The following is a 21,180-nucleotide window of genomic DNA, read 5'->3' on the forward strand; positions in this document are numbered from 1 at the left end:
GATTTAAAAGCTAAATTAATGGCAGTAGAGTTTATAATTCAAGTAGGTATTTTTAAAATACGGAGGATACGGAATAATTGCAGAGAAATCTTTTACTTCTCCAGGCAACAGACCGTCTTTTATGATTATTCTCGTTGCTTTTACTGTATTAGGTTTGGCTTGCTGTTTATCTTTACTTCCAAAAATACTCAAACCTCCCGGTTTGAAGAAGCTTCCTTTTGTAAATTTACCGCCCCAACCATTATTAACAAGTTTTATTTCAAGTTTACAGTAATTAATTTTAAATTTACCTATATTTTTGACTCTACCTTTTAGAACCAATGTTTCATTGATCAAAACTCTTCTTTGCTTTACATTTATAAGCTTTGCTTTTTTGGTATATTTTTCCAAAATCACAAGACCAAGGCCCGCTCCAAAAGCAGTAACCAAAAATGAAGCAAAAATCATACTTAATAATAACTTTGTACTATTACCGGCAGCTTTTATGGAGATTATGACCAAAAATATAAATAAAACTAAAAAGAATACTATATCGAGCCAATGTAAGATAGTAAAGTAAGGAATCATTTTTTTCTGTTCCTTTTTTCTTCTATTCCACTTACGCCTTCTCTTCTTTTAAGTTCTTCCAAAACGGCTTCCGGATGAATATTTTTTAAAGCTAAAGCAATTAATGTATGAAAGGCCAAATCGGCCGCTTCATATATAATTTCTTTAGTGTTATCATCTTTAACTGCAAAACAAAACTCCGCCGCTTCTTCCGCTACTTTTTTAAGAAGTGAATTTTCACCTTTGTGGTATAATGAAGAAACATATGAAGTTTCTGGATTAGCATTTTTTCTATCGAGTAAAGTATGATAGAGTTCGTCGATGAAATTATACTCTATTTCTTTTTCTTTGTCCAATATTATTTCATTTGTATCAAGTTTTGTAAAAAAACACGACTTTCTACCTGTATGACAGGCAACACCGTTTTGTTTAACTTTAAGCAAAATCGTATCGTTGTCACAGTCGATCAATATATCTTTTACTTCCTGCGTATGACCGCTGCTCTCACCCTTTTTCCACAGTTTATTTCTGCTTCTTGAAAAATAATGAGCAAACCCTGTTTCCTGTGTAAGTTTAAGAGCCTCTTCATTCATATAAGCAAGCATAAGAACTTCATTCGTGTCCGCATCCTGTACAATAACGGGAACAAGACCCCCGTTTTTTTTAAAATCTACCATTCTTTTCCTTATTTAGTTGTAGATATTACTTTTTTATTATCGTCAATATTCATCCAAATATTAGGCACAGCTCCTCCAGGTGTTAAGAAAATTTTGGCGTCTTTGTTTTCTTTTAACGCTTCATTAAATTTGTTTTGAACTTCAAGGGCTTTGAGTTTTAAAAGATTCTGAGTTAATGATTCGCTGATAATTTTATTCGCCTGAGCCTGAGCTTTTGATTCAATCAGCATAGCTTCCGCTTTCCCCTGAGCTTCGATTTTTTTCGCATCCGCAATACCTTTTGCGATTGCTGCTTTTTTCTCTGCTTCCTGTTTAGCTCTTAACACTTCGTATTTTGCTCTTTCTGATTCCTGTTTTGCTATCTGTACTCTTTCGATTTGTCTTTTGATGTTTTCAGGCAAGATAATGTCTCTGAGCTGAAAACTTTCAAATATCACAGGTCTGTGTTCTATTTTCATAAGCTGGTCTCTAATTTGATTTTCTATTTTAGTGGCAATTTCGTTTCTTTTAGTAGGTATCTCTTCTGCAGGATATTTACCTATAACGTTTCTTACCACATCCCTTACAATAGGGTTGATAATCTTGTCTTCCCAGTTAAGTCCGTATGTTTTAACCACATACGCAGCTTCTTTAGGGTTTAATCTGTAACTCACAGACAGCTCCACCGTAATCGGAAGACCCCTTGCATCAAGCACGTTAATTGCAGGATATACTTTAATCGTACCGTATCTGTCTGGCATTGTTCCCACTTCCTGATTTCTTTTATAGCTTATCATATGCACTTTAGTATCAACTACAATCACCTTTTGAATTACAGGCACGTAAAAATGTAACCCGGGATTTAAAGGATTCGGGCTGAATTTTCCTGTTGTAGCCAAAATACCAACTTCACCTTCATTAATTATCACCCACGGTTTAAACATAATTCCGAAAATTATAAGCACCGCTATAATTATTACACCAAATCCGCTATTGCCCTGAATAAATTTAGGAGGTTCAAACTTTGGAGGTTCGAATTTGTTATTGTTTTTGTCGTTATTGTTTTTGTTGTTCATCCAACCGTTCAAATCTGCTGGCATTTATTTCCTTTTTTTGAATTAAGAGAAAAAATCTCTCATTTGAGATTTTATAATCTTTATATTATATGTATGTTAAATAGTGTTTGTAGCTTTTATCTCTTCCGTACACTACATCAAAATAGGCTTCTTGGAGCTCTTTTGTAATTTCCCCTCTTTTACCGTTTCCGATGATTCTTCCATCAACTTCTCTGATCGGAGTAACCTCAGCTGCAGTTCCCGTAAAGAACGCTTCATCGGCTATATAAACCTCATCTCTTGTAATTCTTCTTCTCTCAACAGGAATATCTCTTTCCCTTGCAAGTTCAAGCACAGTCGCTTGAGTGATAGATTCAAGGGAATTGTCGTTTGGTGGAGTGATTAAAACACCGTCTCTTACGATAAAGAAACACTCTCCGCTTCCTTCTGCGATAAAGCCTTCGTCATCAAGCATAAGAGCTTCTTCGTATCCCGCTTCAATAGCTTCGTATTTAGCCATTTGAGAGTTTAGGTAATTCGCAACTGCTTTTGCTTTACCGAATGTAGATTTAACAGGGTTTCTCGTAATTGAAGAAACTTTTACCCTAATTCCGTTTTCAAGACCTTCTTCACCAAGATATGCACCCCACTCCCATGCTGCAATAGCAACATGTACAGGCGCACCTATATGATAAAGACCCATTTTCCCATAACCTAAAAATATAAGAGGTCTAATGTATACGTTTTGTTTAAAATCGTTTTTTCTTAACAGTTCAAGCTGTACCTCTTCAAGCTCTTCTTGTGAGAAAGGAACGTCTATTTTCACGATTTTTGCAGAATTAAGAAGTCTTTTAGTATGATCCTGCAGTCTGAAAATCGCCAAGCCGTCTTCAGTCTGATATGCCCTTGTACCTTCAAAAACACCGTTTCCATAATGAAGTGTATGAGTCAATACGTGAACTTTAGCGTCATTCCAAGGAATAAACTCACCGTCCATCCAAATCAGTTTTGCTTCGTTCATTATTATATATCCTTTTTTGGGCTAATTTTATCAAAAATTTGATATTATTACTATAAATATAACTTTTAGTACCTTTTAAGGAGCAAAAATGGAACTTATAGCAAAAAAACTTATAGGCTCGAAAGAGTATGACGGAGAGCTTGGGGAAATTATAAACCCGTATTCAAAAGAAGTTACCACAAAATACGTAAAATGCTCTGCCGAAGATGCAAAAAAAGCGCTTGAAACAGCAAAAGAAGCATTTAAAAACACCAAAAATTCACCGCTTCACCAGAGAATCAACTGGATTAAAGACATTGCAAACAAACTCAAAGAAAGAAAAGAAGAGTTTGCCAAGTATATTACCCTTGAAGTTGCAAAGCCTATTTCACAGGCAAGGGTTGAAGTGCAAAGATGTATCGAAAACCTTGAAATATGTGCGGCTGAAGGATACAGAATCGTAGGTGAGACTATCCCTACAGACGCAACCGAGAGCGGATTTAAAACAACGTCTTTTTATAAAAGGGTGCCTGTTGGTGTCGTAGTTGCGATTACGCCTTTTAACTTCCCGCTAAACCTTGTGGCTCACAAATTAGCCCCTGCGCTTATCGCCGGAAACAGCGTGGTGCTTAAACCAACACCCGAAGCTCCTTACACCGCATACGCATTCGCAAAACTTTTTATTGACAGCGAATATGCGATTAAAGACGCCCTAAGCGTGGTATACGGGGATGCCGAGGTAGGAAGCGCACTTGTAACAAGCCCGATCCCGAGAAAAATATCATTCACGGGAAGCGTGCCTGTGGGTAAAATAATACTTCAAAGCGCCGGAATTAAAAAAGTAACGCTTGAACTCGGAGGAAACGCCGCCACGTTTGTGGAAAGCTCGGCGGATCTTGACTGGGCGGCACAGCGTTGTGCCATAGGAGCGTTCGCAAACAGCGGACAGGTCTGTATTTCGCTTCAGAGAATTTATGTAGATGAAAAGATCTATGAAGAATTTGCCGAAAAATTAGGTAAAGAAGCAAGCAAACTTAAAGTCGGAAGCCCGTTTGAAGAAGATACGTTTATGGGACCTTTAATCAACGAAGAAGCGGCAATGAGAGCAGAAAGATGGGTACAAAGCGCCGTTAGTGAAGGCGCGAGAATTATTGCCGGGGGCAAAAGAAAAGGAAACATACTTGAGCCTACTATTTTAGCGGACGTAACTGATGATATGAACGTGGTGTGTGAAGAGGTTTTCGCACCGATTGTGAGTTTAGTTAAAGTTCCTTCATACGAAGTAGCCGTAGAAAAAATGAACGATTCGCCTTACGGACTTCAGTTTTCGATGTTCAGCAACAGAGTGGATCTTATGAACAGGGCAATCGATGATTTTGAAGCGGGAGGAGTTATTATAAACGATATTCCGACTCTGAGATTCGACATCCAGCCTTACGGAGGTGTTAAACTCTCAGGTATCGGAAGGGAAGGTCCTAAATTCGCAATTGAAGATATGACTGAAATAAAAGCGGTAATAATCCGCTAAATCAGTCCCGCTTCGTTTAGAACAGGTAAAACCTTCTCCCATATTTTTTCTAACTTTTCTTCAATATAGGAAAGTGATTTTTTTTCGTTATACCATTCTTTTAGATGATTTATCGCATTTTCTTTTTCAAAATCGTTAAGTGTTGAATCGTTTTTTATTTTTTCTATTGCTTTATTAAGTTTTTCCATTTAAAATCCTTTTTTGCCGCATTTCCAGCCGCGTTTGTTTCTAAACTCATCAGGAAGGTTTACGTCTATTTCAAGACCTTCAAGCTCATCGATCGAGTTTAGCTTTACAAATATTATACCATTATCTCTGAGTTTTTTAATCATCATACTCGGCATCGATCTGCCTACCACCATTTCCGCTCCCGTTTTTTCGCATTCGAATTCGAGGTTGTAACTTTTTCTGACCTCCCCGTCAACTAAAATATCCGCCGGATAATCGGCAAGCTCTCCGTCTTTTACCAAAAGTATCGTTTTCATGTTGTCCTTTCAAAATTAGTTATTAGTATATTTGTTATTGGTGTATTGGTTATTTGTCCGGTTTTTAAATGGTTACATGTATTCTACCATACACTCTCTGTGCCCAAAAAATTTGCAATTTTTCCGAGACTACATTTTTCCATTCTTCATTCTCAATTCTCCATTCTCAATTCTTCAAGCACATATTTAGCAAACGCAAAGCTCGCAGTAAACGCAGGGCTTACGGCGTTTAAGATATGGATCTGGTTTTCTTTTCTCTCAACCAGAAAGTCCATAACAAGCTCGTTTGTATTTTTGTTAAGCAGCTGAGCCCTGATTCCCGGTGTCATAGGTTTAAACTCGCCCCTTAATTTTTTAACGAGTTTTTTGGCTTCGTTTATAAGGTTGCTTGGGATATAATATCTCATTTCATACAGTGCCAAATCCCTGAAACCGAATGAGTTTTTAATAAACAGCTTCGCTTCAAGTGATAAAATCTCTATCATTTCGCTGAAACTGAACCTGCTTGTCATCGTATAGTTTTCCCTCCAAAAAGCCGGGATTGCCGTAGGCCCTATTTTTATCGTGTTATCGGCCATTATCGTAAAGTGAACACCCAAAAACGGGTTTTTGATATTCGGCACCGGATAAATCTGCGTTTTTATCCTGTCACTTCCGAGATATTTTCTGTATAGCCCCTTAAAAGGCAGCATTGTATATTCAAGCCCCACCCCGTTTTGATGCGCTATTTTATCCGCGTAAAGTCCTGCAGCGTTTATTAAAAAATCATAACTCTCAGCGTACTTTTCATACGGCATATTAAATACGAATTTAACGCCCATACTTTCGAGTTTCTTTCTCAGCACCGAGCAGACTTCCCTCGGGTTTACGCTTGCGGTGTTCGGTGAATAGAGGGCGAATTTGTGCGTTTTCACGTTCGGATCGATTCTTTCGGCTTCCTCTTCGCTTACGAGATACGCACCTGCGTTATTGGCAATGCTTCTTTTCGCAAGTTCGTAAAGGGTTTGAACCTCATCTTCGTTTTTAGCCACGACAAGTTTACCGGTTTCATTGACCTTTATACCGTTTTGGTAACAAAATTCTTTCATAAGGGCGTTACCCTCGGCTGTGAGTTTGGCTTTTAAAGAATCGCTCGAATAGTAAAACCCAGCATGTAAAATACCGCTGTTTTTACCGCTTGCGTGAAACGCCTCGTGCGCTTCTTTATCAATTATTGTTATTTCGTCGTTCGGATTTTTATTTATCCACTCATACGCCAGCGTCATTCCAACTATTCCGGCACCTACGACAAGTACTTTCATTATGCTCCTTTATTTAGTGTATTGGTTATTGGTATATTAGTTATTAGTTTATCCGCCATCAACTGTCAACTTCCACAATGCCCTTACCAATCCGTCATATCCCAAGTTCCAGAATCCTCCAAAGCCTGTCTATTTCTTCGTCACTGAATAATATACTCTTTTTTTCATTAAACAAAACTTCAAGTTTTTCCCTCTCAAACCCACTGCTCATTATACATTTTTCATGAGCGGGCAGGTAGCTTCTTGCAAGTGCGATTTTTTCTTCCACTTTCCTCTCGCACAAAAAGCATACAAAGTCGTTATGAAGCCTACCTTCCTTTTCGAGAAGCGATACATAATGCTCAATTATAGCTCTTTTTACATCTCTTTCATGCAGGTTTTCACACAGTTTCAAAAGAGAATCGTAATAAAACGAATCCACCTTACTTACATCCGTAAAATGCTTATTCAAAAGCCTGATATATTCTTTAAAATATAGCGTTTTATTCATATCAAAAAGGAATTTAAACGGAATCTGCGTCACGTGTCTTAGCCGTTTGATTGTCGTTTTGGCGGATTCTTCTATATGAAAATCTATCAAATACCCGACATTTATGTATGAATGCCTCGCACCGTAAAACCTGTATAAACTTATAACCTCATCGCGTGTCAAAATCCTTACAATCAGATCCTCATCCCTGACTCTGACAGTGCTTAAAACAAATCCCCTCAAATTTTATTTCCTAATTTTTTGAGAATTATATAATAAATTATTTTTCTATCGAATCTAAAACTTCACTCCAGTCGCTGTTATGTTTATAGCCCTCTAAAATCTTATATTTTATATTTTTTTTATTTTTAAATTTTGAATAATAAGAAAAAAACACCTCTTTATTTACAATTTTGTCTTCGGCTCCGATAAAATGTAACTGTTTTTGATTTGTAAGTTTATCCGTAAAATCAGCGGGATTCATAGAATGTTTTAAAGGTGAAAGATAATGAAGCCGGCACCATTTAGCAGTATCAAGATTACCTGCAATTGTCACAAGCAGATCCACATCGTTTCTAAAAGCGCTAACAAGAGCCGCAATGGCACCTCCTCCCGAATAACCTATAATTACAAACGAGTTGATATTATATTGTCGTTTCAGGTTGTCTAATACCTCCTGATACGACCGTATTACTTCTTTTGAAAACCTGTAATCAGTCCAATATTTATAGTTGCATTTTGTATCTTTAACATATTGGCACGGTCTTGCCAAATAGATTTTACATCTGTGTTTATCGTTTAATGTAAGTTTAAGAGCTTTGGGATTCAAAGGTGTCGGATTATCCGATATCAACTCGGAAGTAATCCAAGAAAGCCCGTCTCCTTCAATAAAGACGTATACAGTTTTACATTCAGATAAGTTCCCTTCATACGAAAATATTTTAAATTCACTCGTTTTGAAAATATGATTTTTCATCCTGTTTTGTACAAGTTTATCGGCATTTTCAACTCGTTGGGAAGGTGTGGGAATATTGTATCCGCATCCCACCCAAAAGAAAAAAATTAAAAAATATATAAATTTTTTCATTTAAAATTTCATATTATATTTAGCAAATACGCTTCTGCTTGTAAACCCGCTTGTTTTTTTATCAATATTAAATCCGAAACTAAATGATGTATTGTTTTGCAATCTTTTATTCACGCTCATTCCTCCGTTAAATGTAGTTGCACTGTTTTTTATTCCGTCAGTGTTAAACACCACATCGTTTGCACCCTGAAAACTTGCAGATACGCTTTGGGTGTCATTTTTAAAATTATAATCAATATTCGCATATGCTTCAAAGTCAGTTGAAAGATTGAATTTATAAGAGAACAATCCTCCGGTACCTAATATCAGCTCTTCAGTGTTGTATCCGGAAATATTCAGATTCAGTCCGCCGGCACCCGTTTCGCTGTAGCTTGGAGTATGGTAATATTTATATGCTAATTTTATTTTCGGAATAAAAGAAAGTTTATCTTTAACCTGCATATTTTTATTCATTACTGTCTGTAAATAAAACAGTTTTGCATTATACGAACCTGTGGCTGTCTGCCCTGTTGCGCTTATATATCTGCTTGTATTTACTTTCTGCATACCGATACCTACCTGATAAGAAAACATACTCTCATAATTAACTACGGGTCTTGAACCGTACATAATCAACGTATAACCGTCCAAATCACTTGACTGTGGCAAATCATTAGTATTCACATCGCTTTTAGAATAAGCAAACGCCAACCCGAATCTTTTAGAATCTGTATACTCACCGTCAATTCCCAACACAAACCCGTTTGTATAGGCGCTAAACCCTTTATATCCGTCTTTATCGTCCTGAGTAGTATAAGTATAGTAAGGTCTTATCCATAAATTTCTGTCTTTAAACAGACTGTTACCTGAGTTTAAACCTCTCTGTCTCGCACCAATAATTGAATTTATCATATTGCTCATCCTCAATACCGCAATAGAAGTTGTCAGTGTATTAACTGGCGTAACTTCAGCCAAATCATTTATTTTTTCTTCATCACTGGCTCTTGAATCAAGCACTGTTAAAAACTCATCTATGTCTTCGTTTATTGTTGGTTCACTAAATATAGTATCAAATGCTTCTGCAGTTCCGGTCAAATAAGTGTCTCCGCTTTTATTTACAAGAGTTTCAAGCCCTCCGCCTGCTTTTTTTACGATAAGACTCATTACCGTCCCGTTATTTTCTGCCGAAAAACTTAGTAGCATACTATTATCTGTAAAGTTCAAAGAATCTGTATCTGCACTAATATTTCCATCTGTTGTTTGAGCTATTATACCTTCTGAATTATTAAAATCTTTATACCCGCTGACATTTGAATCGTTTAAAGAATCAAACCATCTGCTTATGGTGTCATCTGTTGTATTTGTAAAGTTCACATTTATTGTGGTACCGCCTTTAAATGTTATATCTCCGCTCGTAGTTATATGTGAAGTCTGAGCTCGGAGAATTGAACTGTCTATATATACCCCCACATCAAGTGTTCCTGTTGAGTTTTGGGTGTAGGTTTTAGACTCTATTGTATCATTCGAATTTAGTTTTATGGTTCCATTGTTTATTACATCCACACCACTTGCATCTATTTTTCCTTCGGCTGTTCCGTTGTTGGTGAATGTGCCTGAAGTGGAGTTGTTTGCCAGTAGTGAATAATTTCCTGTTATAGTTCCACTGTTTGTAATGGTTCCTGCTTTACTGCCGCCTATATAGATAGCACCTTTGATGTTGGCTATGATAGTACTATTGATGTTATTTAAAATAGTGCCTTCGTTATTATTTTGAATATGGATACTATTATATGTCGATTGCATACTGCCATTATTTGTAATGGTGCCGTTATTATCATACACATATATAATTGCATTATTATCAGCCGTATAATTCTTAATTGTTATATTACCATTATTTGTTATATTGCCATTGTTATTTTGGATATGAATACCATAAATATACGCTGTTATATTACCATTGTTTGTAACGGTGCCACTATTTTCCTCTATCTGTATGCTGTTGTTGTGATCACTTGTCAATATACCGTTGTTTGTGACAATTCCACTGTTATTGGTGATATTTATATTTATACCAGCATTTGCATCGCTGATGATATTACCGCTGTTTGTGATAACTCCATTATTATCGTTGGTACCTACATTTATACCAACACTTGCATTTATATCACCGCTGTTTTGGATAAGATTGGAATTGACTCCTACCACTTTTATACCACTGTCATTTCTGCTGATAAGTGTTCCGTTGTTTGTGATGTTGTTGTCGTTATTGCTGCCAATAAAGATAGAACTTAGGTTTGAGTCGATAGTTCCTGTTGTGTCATTTAAAACATTTCCCATATTGTCTTCATCTACTTTAATGCCATATTCGTTTAGACTAACAATTGTGCCGTGATTTGTAATATTTCCTTCGTTATTGTTTACAAATATAGTATTTCTATTTGTATTTGAAATATTGAGGCTTGGAATATTGACAGCATTTAGAATTGTTCCGTTATTATTTTCTTTTATATATATAGTGTAGCCCAAGGTATAAATATTACCAGTATTTTCAATGATCCCATAATTTTCTTTAAGTATGATACCGGTGGTGTCATTGCTCACAACTATAGAGCCTTTATTTATTATTTTTCCACTGCTATAATTTATATTTAGTCCTATAGCAGTATTGTCAATTTCCATACTTCCCTCATTTCTAATATCGCCGTAATTATTCCAAAGTATTATACCTTTTGCTGCCTGTATATTACCGCTATTTATGATAATATTATTGTTATCGTAGCCCACTTCGATACCGCGTAAACCCGCGGTAATATTTCCTTCATTGTTTATATATCCATTATTATCCCCTGCAACAAATATACCATCTGAATCTGTGCTTGAAAGTTTGCCTTTATTGGTGATATTAGAATCATTATCTCCTGTAACTTTTATGGCATAAGAATGTGACTGAATAACTCCATTTGTATTATTTAGTATAGTTCCGTTATTGTCTTGTTCTAAATATATACCCATATTATCATTACTTGTAAGGGTGCCGTTGTTTTCTATGATTAACCCTGATTGTAAAGTGCCTGTTATGTTTATGTCGTTACCGTCCGTAGTTATACTCCCACTGCTTTCGACCGTTACAGTCTCACTTCCGTCACTTGTTATGGTAGATGTTTCTTCAGTGCTAATAGTCTGAGCTAATACAAAACTTGCCGCAATACTTAATAAAAGTATTTTTCCCATACCTTTTAACATACTTTACCTTTTTATGAATTTTAATACTATTTTAATAAATATGCCCCTTAATAAACCATGACATTTCGGCTCATATTATTTACTTTTTTACTCCTTTTCGAATTAATTATGTTATTATTGAATATATAAAAATTTATTTACGGATAATAAAGAGGTGTTATGACACTGGAAAGTTTTACCAGTAAAGATATTAAACTGCTTTTTAGCGGTTTTTCTATTTCTCCGCTTTTTTATAATTTTTTAATTGACACAGTCCCGAAACTCGATTTGGATTTAGAAAAACTGCAATCAAATCTAAGTTTTGAATTACAACCGATATTAAATGGTGAAAGAGTTTCTATATTTAAAGCTTATAAATTATGGAGTGCTATAGAAAAATCATCCGATAGAAGCAATATCGGACTTATCATTGCCGATTATTTCACAGCTGAAAAAGCCGGGTTGCTTGGAGAACTTTTTTTCAATACCGAAAACCTTCGAGAATCTGTAGAAATGTCTAAACGTTTTTTAGCTATTTTAATTAACAACATTCATGAAACTCTGGAAGATCTTGATGATGATACAGTTATTTTTTATTTCGATATCGTCCCGAGGTTTTTAATGCCTTTTAGTATTACGGAATGTTATGCGAAAATCTGTTATAACTGGGTGAATGAATACTGCGGTACGGAAAATTTTCCGATTAAAGAAATAAACTTTTATTCTTCAAAACCAAAACACATGAAGTTTTATACAAAACATTTTCCTCATACGGTAATTAATTTCAACCAAAAAAGAAATTACGCTGTTATAAAAAAAGAAGTTTTCCTAACCAAAAACAGAAATAAAAACCTTAACTATAAATACAAATATTTACTTCAACACGCAGAAAAAATAAAAAAGGAGATATACTCATCATATACCTGTTCTCAAACAATAATAAATATGATACTTATAAATATGCCGGAAGGCAACCATTCAATACAACAAATAGCAGAAAAATTAAATATAAGTGTTAGTACTATTAAACGGAAACTTAAAAATGAAAATACAACTTTTAAAAAAGTAACTGAAACAATTAGAAAAAAATTAGCCCTCTCTATGATTAAAGATAAAAACATATCTTATGAGGAAATGTCCTATTTATTAGGTTATTCGGAATACAGCCCGTTTTTCAGAGCGTTTAAAAAATGGTTCAAACATTCTCCTTCTGATTATAGAACAAAATTTGCGTAATAAAACCATATAATCTCGCTCTCTACATCGATTATCTAATTTTTTAAACAGGACTTCGCCTACAAAATATGCTATAATTAGCAAATTATTAAAATCGGATTAATAACCTCTTAAAGGAATATATATGTCTAAAATGTTAGAATTTAAAGATAACTGCGGTTTTGGTGTTATTGCACATATTAAAGGTAAAGAAACTCATGAAATGGTTAATCAAGCCCTCGAAGCACTTGAGAGAATGATGCACAGAGGCGCTATTGCGGCTGATGGTAAATCTGGAGACGGAAGCGGTCTTCTTTTTTCACTTCCTAAAGATTTTTTCAGAAAAATAGCTCACGCACAAGGAGTTGATCTTCCTGATACATTTGGTATAGGTGTTATATTTTTAAAAAATGAAAATCAAAAAACTATTATCGAAGAATACTGTGAAAAAAATGATTTAAAAATAGCATTATGGAGAGAAGTTCCTGTAAATACGGAAGCTCTTGGTGAATTAGCATTAAAAACACTTCCAAAAATTTATCATGCTTTTATCGTTCCGAATTCAATTATAGCTATTAAAAGGTTTGAAGAACTTTTATACTTAACAAGAAAAGAGATTGAAAACTTCATTGAAGACAGAGATTTTTATATCCCTACATTCAGCTCTAAAAAAATAGCCTACAAAGGCTTATTGATGCCGAATCACATTAAAGAGTTTTACCCTGATTTGGCGGATAAAGACTTTAAAATCTCATTCGCACTGTTCCATCAGAGATTCTCTACAAATACACTTCCTGAATGGAGACTTGCACAGCCTTTTAGATTCATCGCCCATAACGGTGAGATCAACTCAATCCAGGCAAACAGAATCAACGCTTTAATCAAAAGCGAATCAATCAAATCTGAAGTATTTACAAAAGAAGAGCTTGAAAGACTTCTTCCGATAGTGAGATTTGACGAAAGTGACAGTAGTTCACTCGATCGTATGGTTGAATTTTTAATTATGAACGGAATGGATTTCTTTAAAACAATAAGAGCGCTTATTCCTATGCCGTGGCAAAACGCTCCATATCTTGACAGTGAGCTTAAAGCGTTTTACGAATACTTTTCAACAAGATTCGAAGCGTGGGACGGACCTGCGGCCGTTAGTGTTACTGACGGAAGATATATAGGAGTCGTACTTGACAGAAATGGTCTTAGACCTGCAAAATACGTAATTACAAAAGACGACACCATCCTTATCGCAAGCGAATACGGTGTAATCGATTTCCCTGAAGAAGATATCGTAGAAAGAGGAAAACTCCAATCAGGCCAGATGATCGGTGTGGATACGAAATTCGGCGTGGTTCTTAAAAACAAAGATATAGACGAATATCTAAAATCAAGCAACCCTTATACAAAATGGCTGAATGAAAATATGATTTACCTTCAGGAATATATTGAAAACCCGTATGCTATTGATGAACAGATTGAACTGACAGAACTTATATATAAACAAAGATATGCGGGAATTACAAAAGAAATTATCAACCTTGTAATAACTCCTATGATGGAAGACGGAAAAGAACCGACAGGAAGTATGGGTGACGATACTCCTCTTGCTTGTTTCAGCGATTATCCTTTCAGAAGTTTCAACGACTTTTTCAGACAAAAATTCGCTCAGGTTACAAACCCTCCTATCGATTCACTAAGAGAAAAAATCGTAATGAGTTTAAACACGGGATTCGGTGAAATCCACAACATCCTTGACGAAGCGCCTGAACACGCAAAAAGAATTAAAACAACTTCACCTATTCTTACACAAACTAAACTGAGCGTTCTTAAAAGTTTCGGTGATGAAACTTCTCCGAGATTTGAGAGTGATTACAAAAACGCAACATACTCTACCGCGTTTAAAAACGATCTTAAAAAATCACTTGAAGAACTTACTGACAAAATTGTTGAAGACGTGAGAAACGGTGTAAGAATCATATTCCTTGATGACAGTGAAATTGATAAAGATCATAAAACAATGCCGATGGCAATGGTGATAGGAAGACTTCACAAAAAACTTCTTGATGCAAAACTCAGACACCTTACAAGTATAGTGGCTCTTACAAGTGAGGTAACAAATCCTCACGACGCGGCTGTAATGATCGCTTACGGAGCTACTGCTATTTATCCGTATCTTTTATTTAAAACTGTGTGTCAATTATGTGACGAAAAAGGTTTAAACAGAGACGACGCTCTGTTTAACGTACACAGCGCACTTAACAAAGGTATTTTGAAAATTATGTCAAAAATGGGTATTTCTACGATCGCAAGTTACAGAAACTCGGCTCTGTTTGACATTATAGGTCTAAGTAACGAAGTACAGGAAGAGTGCTTTATAGGAAGTAAAACACTGCTTCCGGGACTTACTTACGAAGACATTGAAGAAAGACTTAATATCAGACATCAAAAAGCATTTGAAGAAGAAAAAATACTTCCTGGCGGAGTTATTAAGCAAAGAAAAGGCGAAGAATATCACGAAATTACGCCTCAGGTTACAAGAGCTTTCCTTAAAGCAATCAAATCAGGCGAAAAAGCGGATTATGAAGAGTTTAAAAACCTTGTAGAAAACAGACGCCCTACTTACATAAGAGATTTCCTTGATATTAAAAGCGACAGAAAGCCTATATCAATAGATAAAGTAGAGCCTCGCGAAAACATTATCAAAAGATTCATCGGTGCGGCTATGAGTATCGGTGCACTAAGCCCTGAAGCGCATGAAATCTTAGCCGAAGCCATGAACAGCCTGGGTGCGAGAACAAACTCAGGTGAAGGCGGGGAAGACAAAAAAAGAAACGGCACAATCAAACAGAGCAAAATCAGACAGGTTGCATCTGGTAGATTTGGTGTAACTCCTGAATACCTTGTAAACGCGGAAGAGATCCAGATTAAAGTGGCTCAGGGTGCAAAACCGGGTGAAGGAGGACAGCTTCCTGGATTTAAAGTTACGACTTACATCGCTAAACTCAGACACACAACACCTGGAAAAACGCTTATTTCACCACCTCCTCACCACGATATCTATTCAATTGAGGATTTGGCACAACTTATATTCGACCTTAAACAGATAAACCCTGAAGCTACTATCAGCGTTAAACTTGTTTCAACTGCGGGAGTCGGAACAATCGCTGCCGGTGTTGCAAAAGCTTATGCAGATCAGATCGTAATCAGCGGTAGCGAAGGTGGAACCGGTGCAGCTCCTATCACGTCTATAAGACATGCGGGTAACCCGTGGGAGATCGGACTTATCGAAGCACACAACGCACTAAAAGAAAACCACTTAAGAAAATACGTAGCACTCGAAACAGACGGTGCGCTTAAAATCGGAAGAGACGTTATGTTTGCAGCTCTTTTAGGTGCTGAATACTATGCGTTCGGTACAAGCCTTTTAATGGCAGTTGACTGTATCTTCTGTAGAAGCTGTCAGACAAACAAATGTCCTGTGGGAATTACAACTCAGGATGAAGACTACAGAGCCAAATTCAAAGGTAACGTAGAAAAAGTTAAAAACTACATCATTGCACTTGCGGAAGACGTAAGAGAATGGCTGGCAAGAATCGGTTACACTTCACTTGACGAAGTAATCGGAAGAAACGACTTAATTACCGTTAAAGATATCGATTTAGCAAAAAAATTCGACTTTTCTATGATATTCAGACAGGTTGAGGGTGTAAACACTAAACAGGTTGAAAACGAACCGTTTGACAAAAACGAATTTGAAAAAGAGATGCTCGAACTTGTAATGGATACAATCAAAAATCCAAACCACAAATCAGTCGTAAAAGCCGAAATCTGCAACCTGAACAGAAGTTTCGGTGCAAGAATAAGCGGTGTTGTGGCTAAATACTACGGTGATGAAGGTCTTACTGATGACAGTATCGTATTTAACCTTACAGGTACTGCCGGACAGAGTTTCGGGGTATTTTTAAGTAAAGGTATTACCTTAAGACTCCAGGGAGTTGCTAACGATTACGTAGGTAAAGGAATGGCCGGAGGTAAAATCATAATCACTCCTGCAAAAGGCGCAGGTGCAGGAAATACGTGTCTGTACGGTGCAACTGCAGGTAAACTATTTATTTCTGGACCTGTAGGAGAGAGATTTGCCGTAAGAAACTCAGGCGCTGTTGCAATCGTAGAAGGTACGGGTGATCATCCGTGTGAATATATGACAGGCGGTGAAGTTATTATCCTCGGTAAAACAGGTATCAACTTCGGTGCGGGTATGACAGGCGGAGTTGCGTTTGTTTACGACAAAGAGCATGAATTTGTAGATAAAATAAATGCGGAACTCATCGAAATCAGAAGAATCGACATCGACGAAAACGAAAAACCTAAAATTTACCTCAAAAAAAGATTAATCGAATACTATAACGCAACGGGAAGCGAAAAAGCGAAATACATTCTTGATAACTTCAGAAGCGAAGTTAGACATTTCTGGCTTGTTACTCCAAAAGATAACCGCCCACCTCTTGATCCGAACGATATGGATTAAAGGAAGGCTATGAAAATAGCCCTCCACGTTCCGTGTTACATAAATGAACTCTTCCCTCATGTGGCAAAAGCAACTGCGCTTCTTTTAAGAAATCTCGGCTACAAACTCAGCATTCTCAAAAACCAGACATGCTGCGGACAGCCTTTTATAAACAGCGGGTTTGAAACTACACTTCCTAATATATACGACGAAATATTCGGAGAATTCGACTGTATAGTTTCACCTTCAAGCAGCTGTGTAAGCACCATAAAATCACAAAAAATCAAAATTAGTGATAAAACATACGAACTTACAGACTTTTTATATTCCAAAGGCCATCTAAACCTTGCAAAAAACCGTAAACCGGTAATACTTCACAACTCATGCCATTCAATGAGACACCTGGATGTGGCGACTCCGAGTGAACTTAACATACCTTACAAAAACAAAGTAAAAGAAGTACTCGGATGTGAAGTTTTAGAAGCCGCAAGGGATGAATGCTGCGGATTCGGAGGAGTTTACAGCGTAAAAGAAGGAGAAATGAGCTATATTATCGGAAAAGAAAAACTAAATGATCTCCTTAGCAGCTGGAAGTACGACTTTGCGCCTGTAATTACGGGGGTAGATATGAGCTGTCTTATGCACTTAAAAGGCATAGCCGAAAAAGAAGGAATTAATGCCGAGTTTAAACATATAAGCGAAATTCTTCTGGAGAGTTTGGATGAAACATTATGAGTTAGCGGTAAAGTTTTACAAACAAAAAGGTCCCCGCCACGATAAAAGCCTCTGGGCTATCAGACAAAAAAGAGACAAAGCAATAAAGGAAGTCAAAGAGTGGGAAGAGCTTAGAAACAAAGCCTCCGGGATTAAAGATTATGTAATTGAAAACCTGCACTCTCTTGTGGATGAGTTTATAAAAAACGCCGAAAACGCAGGAATTGAGGTTGTTTTTGCCAAAAATGCAAAAGAGCACAATGAAACGGTACTTAGATACCTAAAAGAAATAAACGCAAAAAAAGTGGTCAAATCAAAATCGATGCTTACAGAAGAGTGCGGACTTAATGTTTATCTGCATGATAACGGGATTGAAGTAATCGACACCGATCTTGGCGAAAGGATTGTACAGCTAAGGGGTGAAAAACCTTCTCACATCGTCCTTCCGGCAATTCACACCACAAAAGAGGACGTTGCCGAAATTTTAAACGAAACAAACACAGACCCGACATATCTGACGCATAAAATGAGAGCACTTTTAAGAAAGGAGTTCCTATCAGCTGACGCAGGACTTAGCGGCGCGAATTTCCTTGTGGCGGACAAAGGCTGGGCGGTTGTATGTACCAATGAAGGAAACGCAGACCTCGGAGCCGTTTTACCTCCATTACATATAATAAGTGTGGGGATTGAAAAGATAGTTCCTAATATGAAAGATTTGGGAGTGTTTTTAAGAATGCTCGCCCGAAACGCCACTGGGCAGAAAATCACAACCTATACATCCATTTTCGGCAAAAAAGATAACGGAAAAAGAGTAATAATTTTAGTCGATAACGGAAGGTTTGAGAGGTTAAAAAGCCAATTTAAAGAAACCCTCAAATGCATAAGATGCTCGGCTTGTCTTACCACATGCCCGGTCTTCAGACGCTCTGGCGGACACTCATACAGATACGTAATCCCAGGACCTATCGGAAGTCTTTTGGCACCTTTAACAGATAAAGAGGAATATTCAGACCTGCCGTTTGCGTGTACGCTCTGCGGAAGCTGTGAGACGGTGTGTCCGGTTAAAATCCCTTTTACCAAGCAGCTTGTAAATATGAGACACTACGTAAAATCAATGGACAATGAACAATGGTCAATGGAAAATGCAGGTATGAAATTAGCTGAAAAAGCAATGCATTCGCCTAAAATGTTTAAACTTTTCAGCACCATCTTACGTCTTACTCCAAAGCCTCTGCTTGAGAGCGTGGCAAAAGAATGGAGCAGATACAAGGCCCTTCCGGCAATACCTAAAGAAAGATTTATAAAATAAGAACGAAGCATTAAGGAAGAAGGATGAAGGAGTTAACAGATAAATTTATAAAAAACCTGAAACTTGCGGGAGGGGAAATTCTGAACGAAATACCTGAAGGCTGGTATGTAACCGAAGCGAAGTTCGGTGTGGCTGAAAACGGAGCTGTTTGGGTGGAAGATTATCAAAAAGATCTTTTCCTAAGCGAAAACGTAGCGGTAAAAATGCCAAAAAAAGTAGTGCCTACAATGCACGAAGCGGTTGAAATGATTGAAAACCCTGGAGTTTTCATCTCAGGCCCTTCAAAAACGGCGGATGTTGAAAGTTTCCTGGTATTCGGTGCTCACGGACCTATGAAGTTTGCAATAATTTTCGAATAACTCTTGAAAATCGTTATTTTTATGTTATTATAAATCAAAAAGGATTTATATGAACTTTGAAGAAATGAATTTAAAAGAAAAAATAGAAGCGATTGAAAAAGTAATTGCAAAAGACATCCTACCTATGCTTGCATTTGACGGAGGTATGGCTGAAGTCTTGGATGTAAGAGAAAGTAACGGTGAAACTCACGTATTTATCAGATACGGAGGCGCTTGTGCCAGCTGCAGCAGTGCAGGAGGAGCTACTCTTTTTGCAATTGAAGAGACACTGAGAAGAAATTTAAATACCGATAAAATCAGGGTATTCCCTATTTAAGGACTAAAATGCAAAAAATGATATTTTATATTGTATCCGCTATCGGATTCTTTTTCCCTTATGTTTTAAAATTTCTGATTTCATCACCTAATGAAAGTATAAAAATTTTTGCGATTTACTGTCTTGGAAAATTTAACTTAATATATTTTGCAGTTGTAATCGTGTTCTTTTTTATGGGACTTATGAATAAATACAAATTTTTAAGAATTGCCCAGATAATTTTTGTAACCATTTATATAGGGTATGTGCTTGTCAGTTATCTTATTTTAACAAAAATGAATGTTCAAAATTACATTAAAGGCCACAATTTGGATGCAAAACTTATGAAAATTACCGAACTTAAAAAACATCCTAATTTTAAAATATATTTTAAAGAAGGCCAATGGGCAGCGGTTAAAATATTACCGGAAACAAAAAAGGAACTTCCTTTTAATTACAAAAAGGACAGAGCTCAGTGAAGATCGTAATTATAGGTGGCGGTCCTGCCGGCTCTACTGCCGCAAGAAAATTGGCCCCTTTTTACCATGTAACACTGATACAAGACAAACTTGATTTTGACAAACCTTGCGGCGGAGGAATAAAAACAAAAGCTTTTAAAGAGTTTGATATTCCCAATAAATTAATAAAACATTCTTTAGACCACGTTATAATGAAATACAAAAATACAACCGTAAAGGTGGATTTAAACGGTAAAAACCTCTCTATCGTCAAAAGAGATGAATTTGACAAAAAACTTAGAGACTTGGCTCAACAAGCCGGTGCTAAAATCATATACGGAAGATTTAAAACCGTAAAAAACAACAAAGCAATTATTAAAACCGACAACAGTATATTAAATCTTGATTACGATATACTAATTGCGGCTGACGGTGTGAATTCAACCGTCAGAAAAGCTTTAAACCTTCCTAAAATCCCTGCAACAATAACCCATTATGCAAGAATAGATCAGTATAAAGTTCAAACGTGCGAGTTTTTTTTTGATTTCGATATCGGAGGAGAATATTACGCATGGGCATTTCCACATGAAAATTTAACACACATAGGAACTGTCAGCAGGGGAAATTTTGAGAATTTATGCAGATATTTAAATGTGAAAGCCAAACCGAAAGGGTATAAAATACCGACCTGGCAGGAAAATATTATTATTCAAAAAAACAATGTCTATTTTGTAGGAGACGCTGCGGGACAGGTAATGCCTCTCAGTTTTGAAGGTATATATTACGCTATAAAATCCGCCGATCTTTTGGCTAATTGTATCTTAGAAAACAAAAACTATCCAAATGAGTGGAATAAAAGATTTTTTAAAGAATTTTCCCTTATGAAAAAACTCGAAGCTCTAAATAAAACGTTTATAAGAGGCTTTGTAGTTAAAGCTCACAAACTGAAACTAATACAAAAATTCAGCGTTAAAATGTGGCTGGGAGAATAAAGCTTT

Annotated in this window: 19 protein-coding genes; 9 read left to right on the top strand and 10 right to left on the bottom strand. The window is 36.5% G+C overall.

Annotation, left to right across the window (positions count from 1 at the left end):
* Positions 1-15: 15 nt before the first annotated feature.
* The 4 genes from NAMH_RS07660 to ilvE form a co-directional block, all read right to left on the bottom strand.
* The gene (locus NAMH_RS07660) at positions 16-567 is read right to left on the bottom strand and encodes a DUF2393 family protein (protein WP_015901780.1); all 552 of its coding nucleotides are present in this window, start codon (positions 565-567) and stop codon (positions 16-18) included.
* Positions 564-1,223, bottom strand: a complete 660-nt coding sequence (gene hisIE, locus NAMH_RS07665; RefSeq protein WP_015902420.1) for a bifunctional phosphoribosyl-AMP cyclohydrolase/phosphoribosyl-ATP diphosphatase HisIE — start codon at positions 1,221-1,223, stop codon at positions 564-566. The genes NAMH_RS07660 and hisIE overlap by 4 nt, the downstream gene beginning before the upstream one ends.
* Positions 1,224-1,231: 8 nt before the next feature.
* On the bottom strand, positions 1,232-2,302 hold the full coding sequence (locus NAMH_RS07670; protein WP_012663517.1) for a prohibitin family protein: 1,071 nt from the start codon (positions 2,300-2,302) through the stop codon (positions 1,232-1,234).
* 61 nt (positions 2,303-2,363) lie between these two features.
* Positions 2,364-3,278: a branched-chain-amino-acid transaminase gene (ilvE, locus tag NAMH_RS07675; RefSeq protein WP_015902588.1), complete on the bottom strand. Its 915-nt coding sequence runs from the start codon at positions 3,276-3,278 to the stop codon at positions 2,364-2,366.
* 88 nt (positions 3,279-3,366) lie between these two features.
* On the opposite strand from ilvE, the gene NAMH_RS07680 reads away from it, so the two are divergent.
* The gene (locus tag NAMH_RS07680) at positions 3,367-4,785 is read left to right on the top strand and encodes an aldehyde dehydrogenase family protein (protein ID WP_015901839.1); all 1,419 of its coding nucleotides are present in this window, start codon (positions 3,367-3,369) and stop codon (positions 4,783-4,785) included.
* Here the strand turns inward: NAMH_RS07680 and NAMH_RS07685 are convergent.
* The 6 genes from NAMH_RS07685 to NAMH_RS07710 form a co-directional block, all read right to left on the bottom strand.
* Positions 4,782-4,973: a hypothetical protein gene (locus tag NAMH_RS07685; protein WP_012663964.1), complete on the bottom strand. Its 192-nt coding sequence runs from the start codon at positions 4,971-4,973 to the stop codon at positions 4,782-4,784. The two genes, NAMH_RS07680 and NAMH_RS07685, sit on opposite strands and share 4 nt — an antisense overlap.
* Positions 4,974-5,270, bottom strand: coding sequence for a hypothetical protein (locus tag NAMH_RS07690; protein ID WP_015902630.1), 297 nt, complete (start codon positions 5,268-5,270; stop codon positions 4,974-4,976). It lies immediately after the preceding gene.
* A gap of 152 nt (positions 5,271-5,422) precedes the next feature.
* Positions 5,423-6,571, bottom strand: a complete 1,149-nt coding sequence (locus NAMH_RS07695; protein WP_015902040.1) for an NAD(P)/FAD-dependent oxidoreductase — start codon at positions 6,569-6,571, stop codon at positions 5,423-5,425.
* Positions 6,572-6,665: 94 nt separating this feature from the next.
* The gene (recO, locus tag NAMH_RS07700; RefSeq protein ID WP_012663747.1) at positions 6,666-7,283 is read right to left on the bottom strand and encodes a recombination protein RecO; all 618 of its coding nucleotides are present in this window, start codon (positions 7,281-7,283) and stop codon (positions 6,666-6,668) included.
* 37 nt (positions 7,284-7,320) lie between these two features.
* Entirely contained in the window at positions 7,321-8,127 is an 807-nt protein-coding gene (locus NAMH_RS07705; protein ID WP_015902252.1) for an alpha/beta hydrolase family protein, read from the bottom strand.
* Positions 8,128-11,352 carry an autotransporter outer membrane beta-barrel domain-containing protein gene (locus NAMH_RS07710; protein ID WP_041361667.1) on the bottom strand — a complete coding sequence of 1,075 codons (3,225 nt, stop codon included), beginning with the start codon at positions 11,350-11,352 and terminating at the stop codon, positions 8,128-8,130.
* 159 nt (positions 11,353-11,511) lie between these two features.
* Between NAMH_RS07710 and NAMH_RS07715 the strand changes: the two genes are divergently transcribed.
* The 8 genes from NAMH_RS07715 (at position 11,512) to NAMH_RS07750 (ending at position 21,174) form a co-directional block, all read left to right on the top strand.
* Positions 11,512-12,567 carry an AraC family transcriptional regulator gene (locus NAMH_RS07715; protein ID WP_012663635.1) on the top strand — a complete coding sequence of 352 codons (1,056 nt, stop codon included), beginning with the start codon at positions 11,512-11,514 and terminating at the stop codon, positions 12,565-12,567.
* 124 nt (positions 12,568-12,691) lie between these two features.
* A complete protein-coding gene (gltB, locus tag NAMH_RS07720; protein WP_015902572.1) occupies positions 12,692-17,068 on the top strand; it encodes a glutamate synthase large subunit in 4,377 nt (1,458 codons plus the stop codon).
* Positions 17,069-17,077: 9 nt separating this feature from the next.
* On the top strand, positions 17,078-17,782 hold the full coding sequence (locus NAMH_RS07725; RefSeq protein ID WP_015901810.1) for a (Fe-S)-binding protein: 705 nt from the start codon (positions 17,078-17,080) through the stop codon (positions 17,780-17,782).
* Positions 17,769-19,070 carry a lactate utilization protein B gene (locus tag NAMH_RS07730; RefSeq protein WP_012663846.1) on the top strand — a complete coding sequence of 434 codons (1,302 nt, stop codon included), beginning with the start codon at positions 17,769-17,771 and terminating at the stop codon, positions 19,068-19,070. Before NAMH_RS07725 ends, NAMH_RS07730 begins: the two co-directional genes overlap by 14 nt.
* A 23-nt stretch (positions 19,071-19,093) precedes the next feature.
* A complete protein-coding gene (locus tag NAMH_RS07735; RefSeq protein ID WP_012663953.1) occupies positions 19,094-19,429 on the top strand; it encodes an LUD domain-containing protein in 336 nt (111 codons plus the stop codon).
* A gap of 49 nt (positions 19,430-19,478) precedes the next feature.
* Positions 19,479-19,745 (top strand): NifU family protein, encoded by a 267-nt coding sequence (locus NAMH_RS07740; RefSeq protein ID WP_015901902.1) that lies wholly within the window; start codon positions 19,479-19,481, stop codon positions 19,743-19,745.
* A gap of 8 nt (positions 19,746-19,753) precedes the next feature.
* On the top strand, positions 19,754-20,203 hold the full coding sequence (locus NAMH_RS07745) for a hypothetical protein (protein ID WP_015902791.1): 450 nt from the start codon (positions 19,754-19,756) through the stop codon (positions 20,201-20,203).
* Positions 20,200-21,174: an FAD-dependent monooxygenase gene (locus NAMH_RS07750; protein ID WP_012663519.1), complete on the top strand. Its 975-nt coding sequence runs from the start codon at positions 20,200-20,202 to the stop codon at positions 21,172-21,174. Before NAMH_RS07745 ends, NAMH_RS07750 begins: the two co-directional genes overlap by 4 nt.
* Positions 21,175-21,180: the final 6 nt, after the last annotated feature.

It is taken from the genome of Nautilia profundicola AmH, assembly GCF_000021725.1.
In the GTDB taxonomy this organism is placed as follows: Bacteria; Campylobacterota; Campylobacteria; order Campylobacterales; family Nautiliaceae; genus Nautilia; species Nautilia profundicola.

What these genes read in the sequence shown, in the direction of transcription:
- NAMH_RS07660 (WP_015901780.1), bottom strand. Translation starts at nt 567, where the DNA reads ATGATTCCTTACTTTACTATCTTACATTGGCTCGATATAGTATTCTTT.
- hisIE (WP_015902420.1), bottom strand. Translation starts at nt 1,223, where the DNA reads ATGGTAGATTTTAAAAAAAACGGGGGTCTTGTTCCCGTTATTGTACAG.
- NAMH_RS07670 (WP_012663517.1), bottom strand. Translation starts at nt 2,302, where the DNA reads ATGCCAGCAGATTTGAACGGTTGGATGAACAACAAAAACAATAACGAC.
- ilvE (WP_015902588.1), bottom strand. Translation starts at nt 3,278, where the DNA reads ATGAACGAAGCAAAACTGATTTGGATGGACGGTGAGTTTATTCCTTGG.
- NAMH_RS07680 (WP_015901839.1), top strand. Translation starts at nt 3,367, where the DNA reads ATGGAACTTATAGCAAAAAAACTTATAGGCTCGAAAGAGTATGACGGA.
- NAMH_RS07685 (WP_012663964.1), bottom strand. Translation starts at nt 4,973, where the DNA reads ATGGAAAAACTTAATAAAGCAATAGAAAAAATAAAAAACGATTCAACA.
- NAMH_RS07690 (WP_015902630.1), bottom strand. Translation starts at nt 5,270, where the DNA reads ATGAAAACGATACTTTTGGTAAAAGACGGAGAGCTTGCCGATTATCCG.
- NAMH_RS07695 (WP_015902040.1), bottom strand. Translation starts at nt 6,571, where the DNA reads ATGAAAGTACTTGTCGTAGGTGCCGGAATAGTTGGAATGACGCTGGCG.
- NAMH_RS07705 (WP_015902252.1), bottom strand. Translation starts at nt 8,127, where the DNA reads ATGAAAAAATTTATATATTTTTTAATTTTTTTCTTTTGGGTGGGATGC.
- NAMH_RS07710 (WP_041361667.1), bottom strand. Translation starts at nt 11,352, where the DNA reads ATGTTAAAAGGTATGGGAAAAATACTTTTATTAAGTATTGCGGCAAGT.
- NAMH_RS07715 (WP_012663635.1), top strand. Translation starts at nt 11,512, where the DNA reads ATGACACTGGAAAGTTTTACCAGTAAAGATATTAAACTGCTTTTTAGC.
- gltB (WP_015902572.1), top strand. Translation starts at nt 12,692, where the DNA reads ATGTCTAAAATGTTAGAATTTAAAGATAACTGCGGTTTTGGTGTTATT.
- NAMH_RS07725 (WP_015901810.1), top strand. Translation starts at nt 17,078, where the DNA reads ATGAAAATAGCCCTCCACGTTCCGTGTTACATAAATGAACTCTTCCCT.
- NAMH_RS07730 (WP_012663846.1), top strand. Translation starts at nt 17,769, where the DNA reads ATGAAACATTATGAGTTAGCGGTAAAGTTTTACAAACAAAAAGGTCCC.
- NAMH_RS07735 (WP_012663953.1), top strand. Translation starts at nt 19,094, where the DNA reads ATGAAGGAGTTAACAGATAAATTTATAAAAAACCTGAAACTTGCGGGA.
- NAMH_RS07740 (WP_015901902.1), top strand. Translation starts at nt 19,479, where the DNA reads ATGAACTTTGAAGAAATGAATTTAAAAGAAAAAATAGAAGCGATTGAA.
- NAMH_RS07745 (WP_015902791.1), top strand. Translation starts at nt 19,754, where the DNA reads ATGCAAAAAATGATATTTTATATTGTATCCGCTATCGGATTCTTTTTC.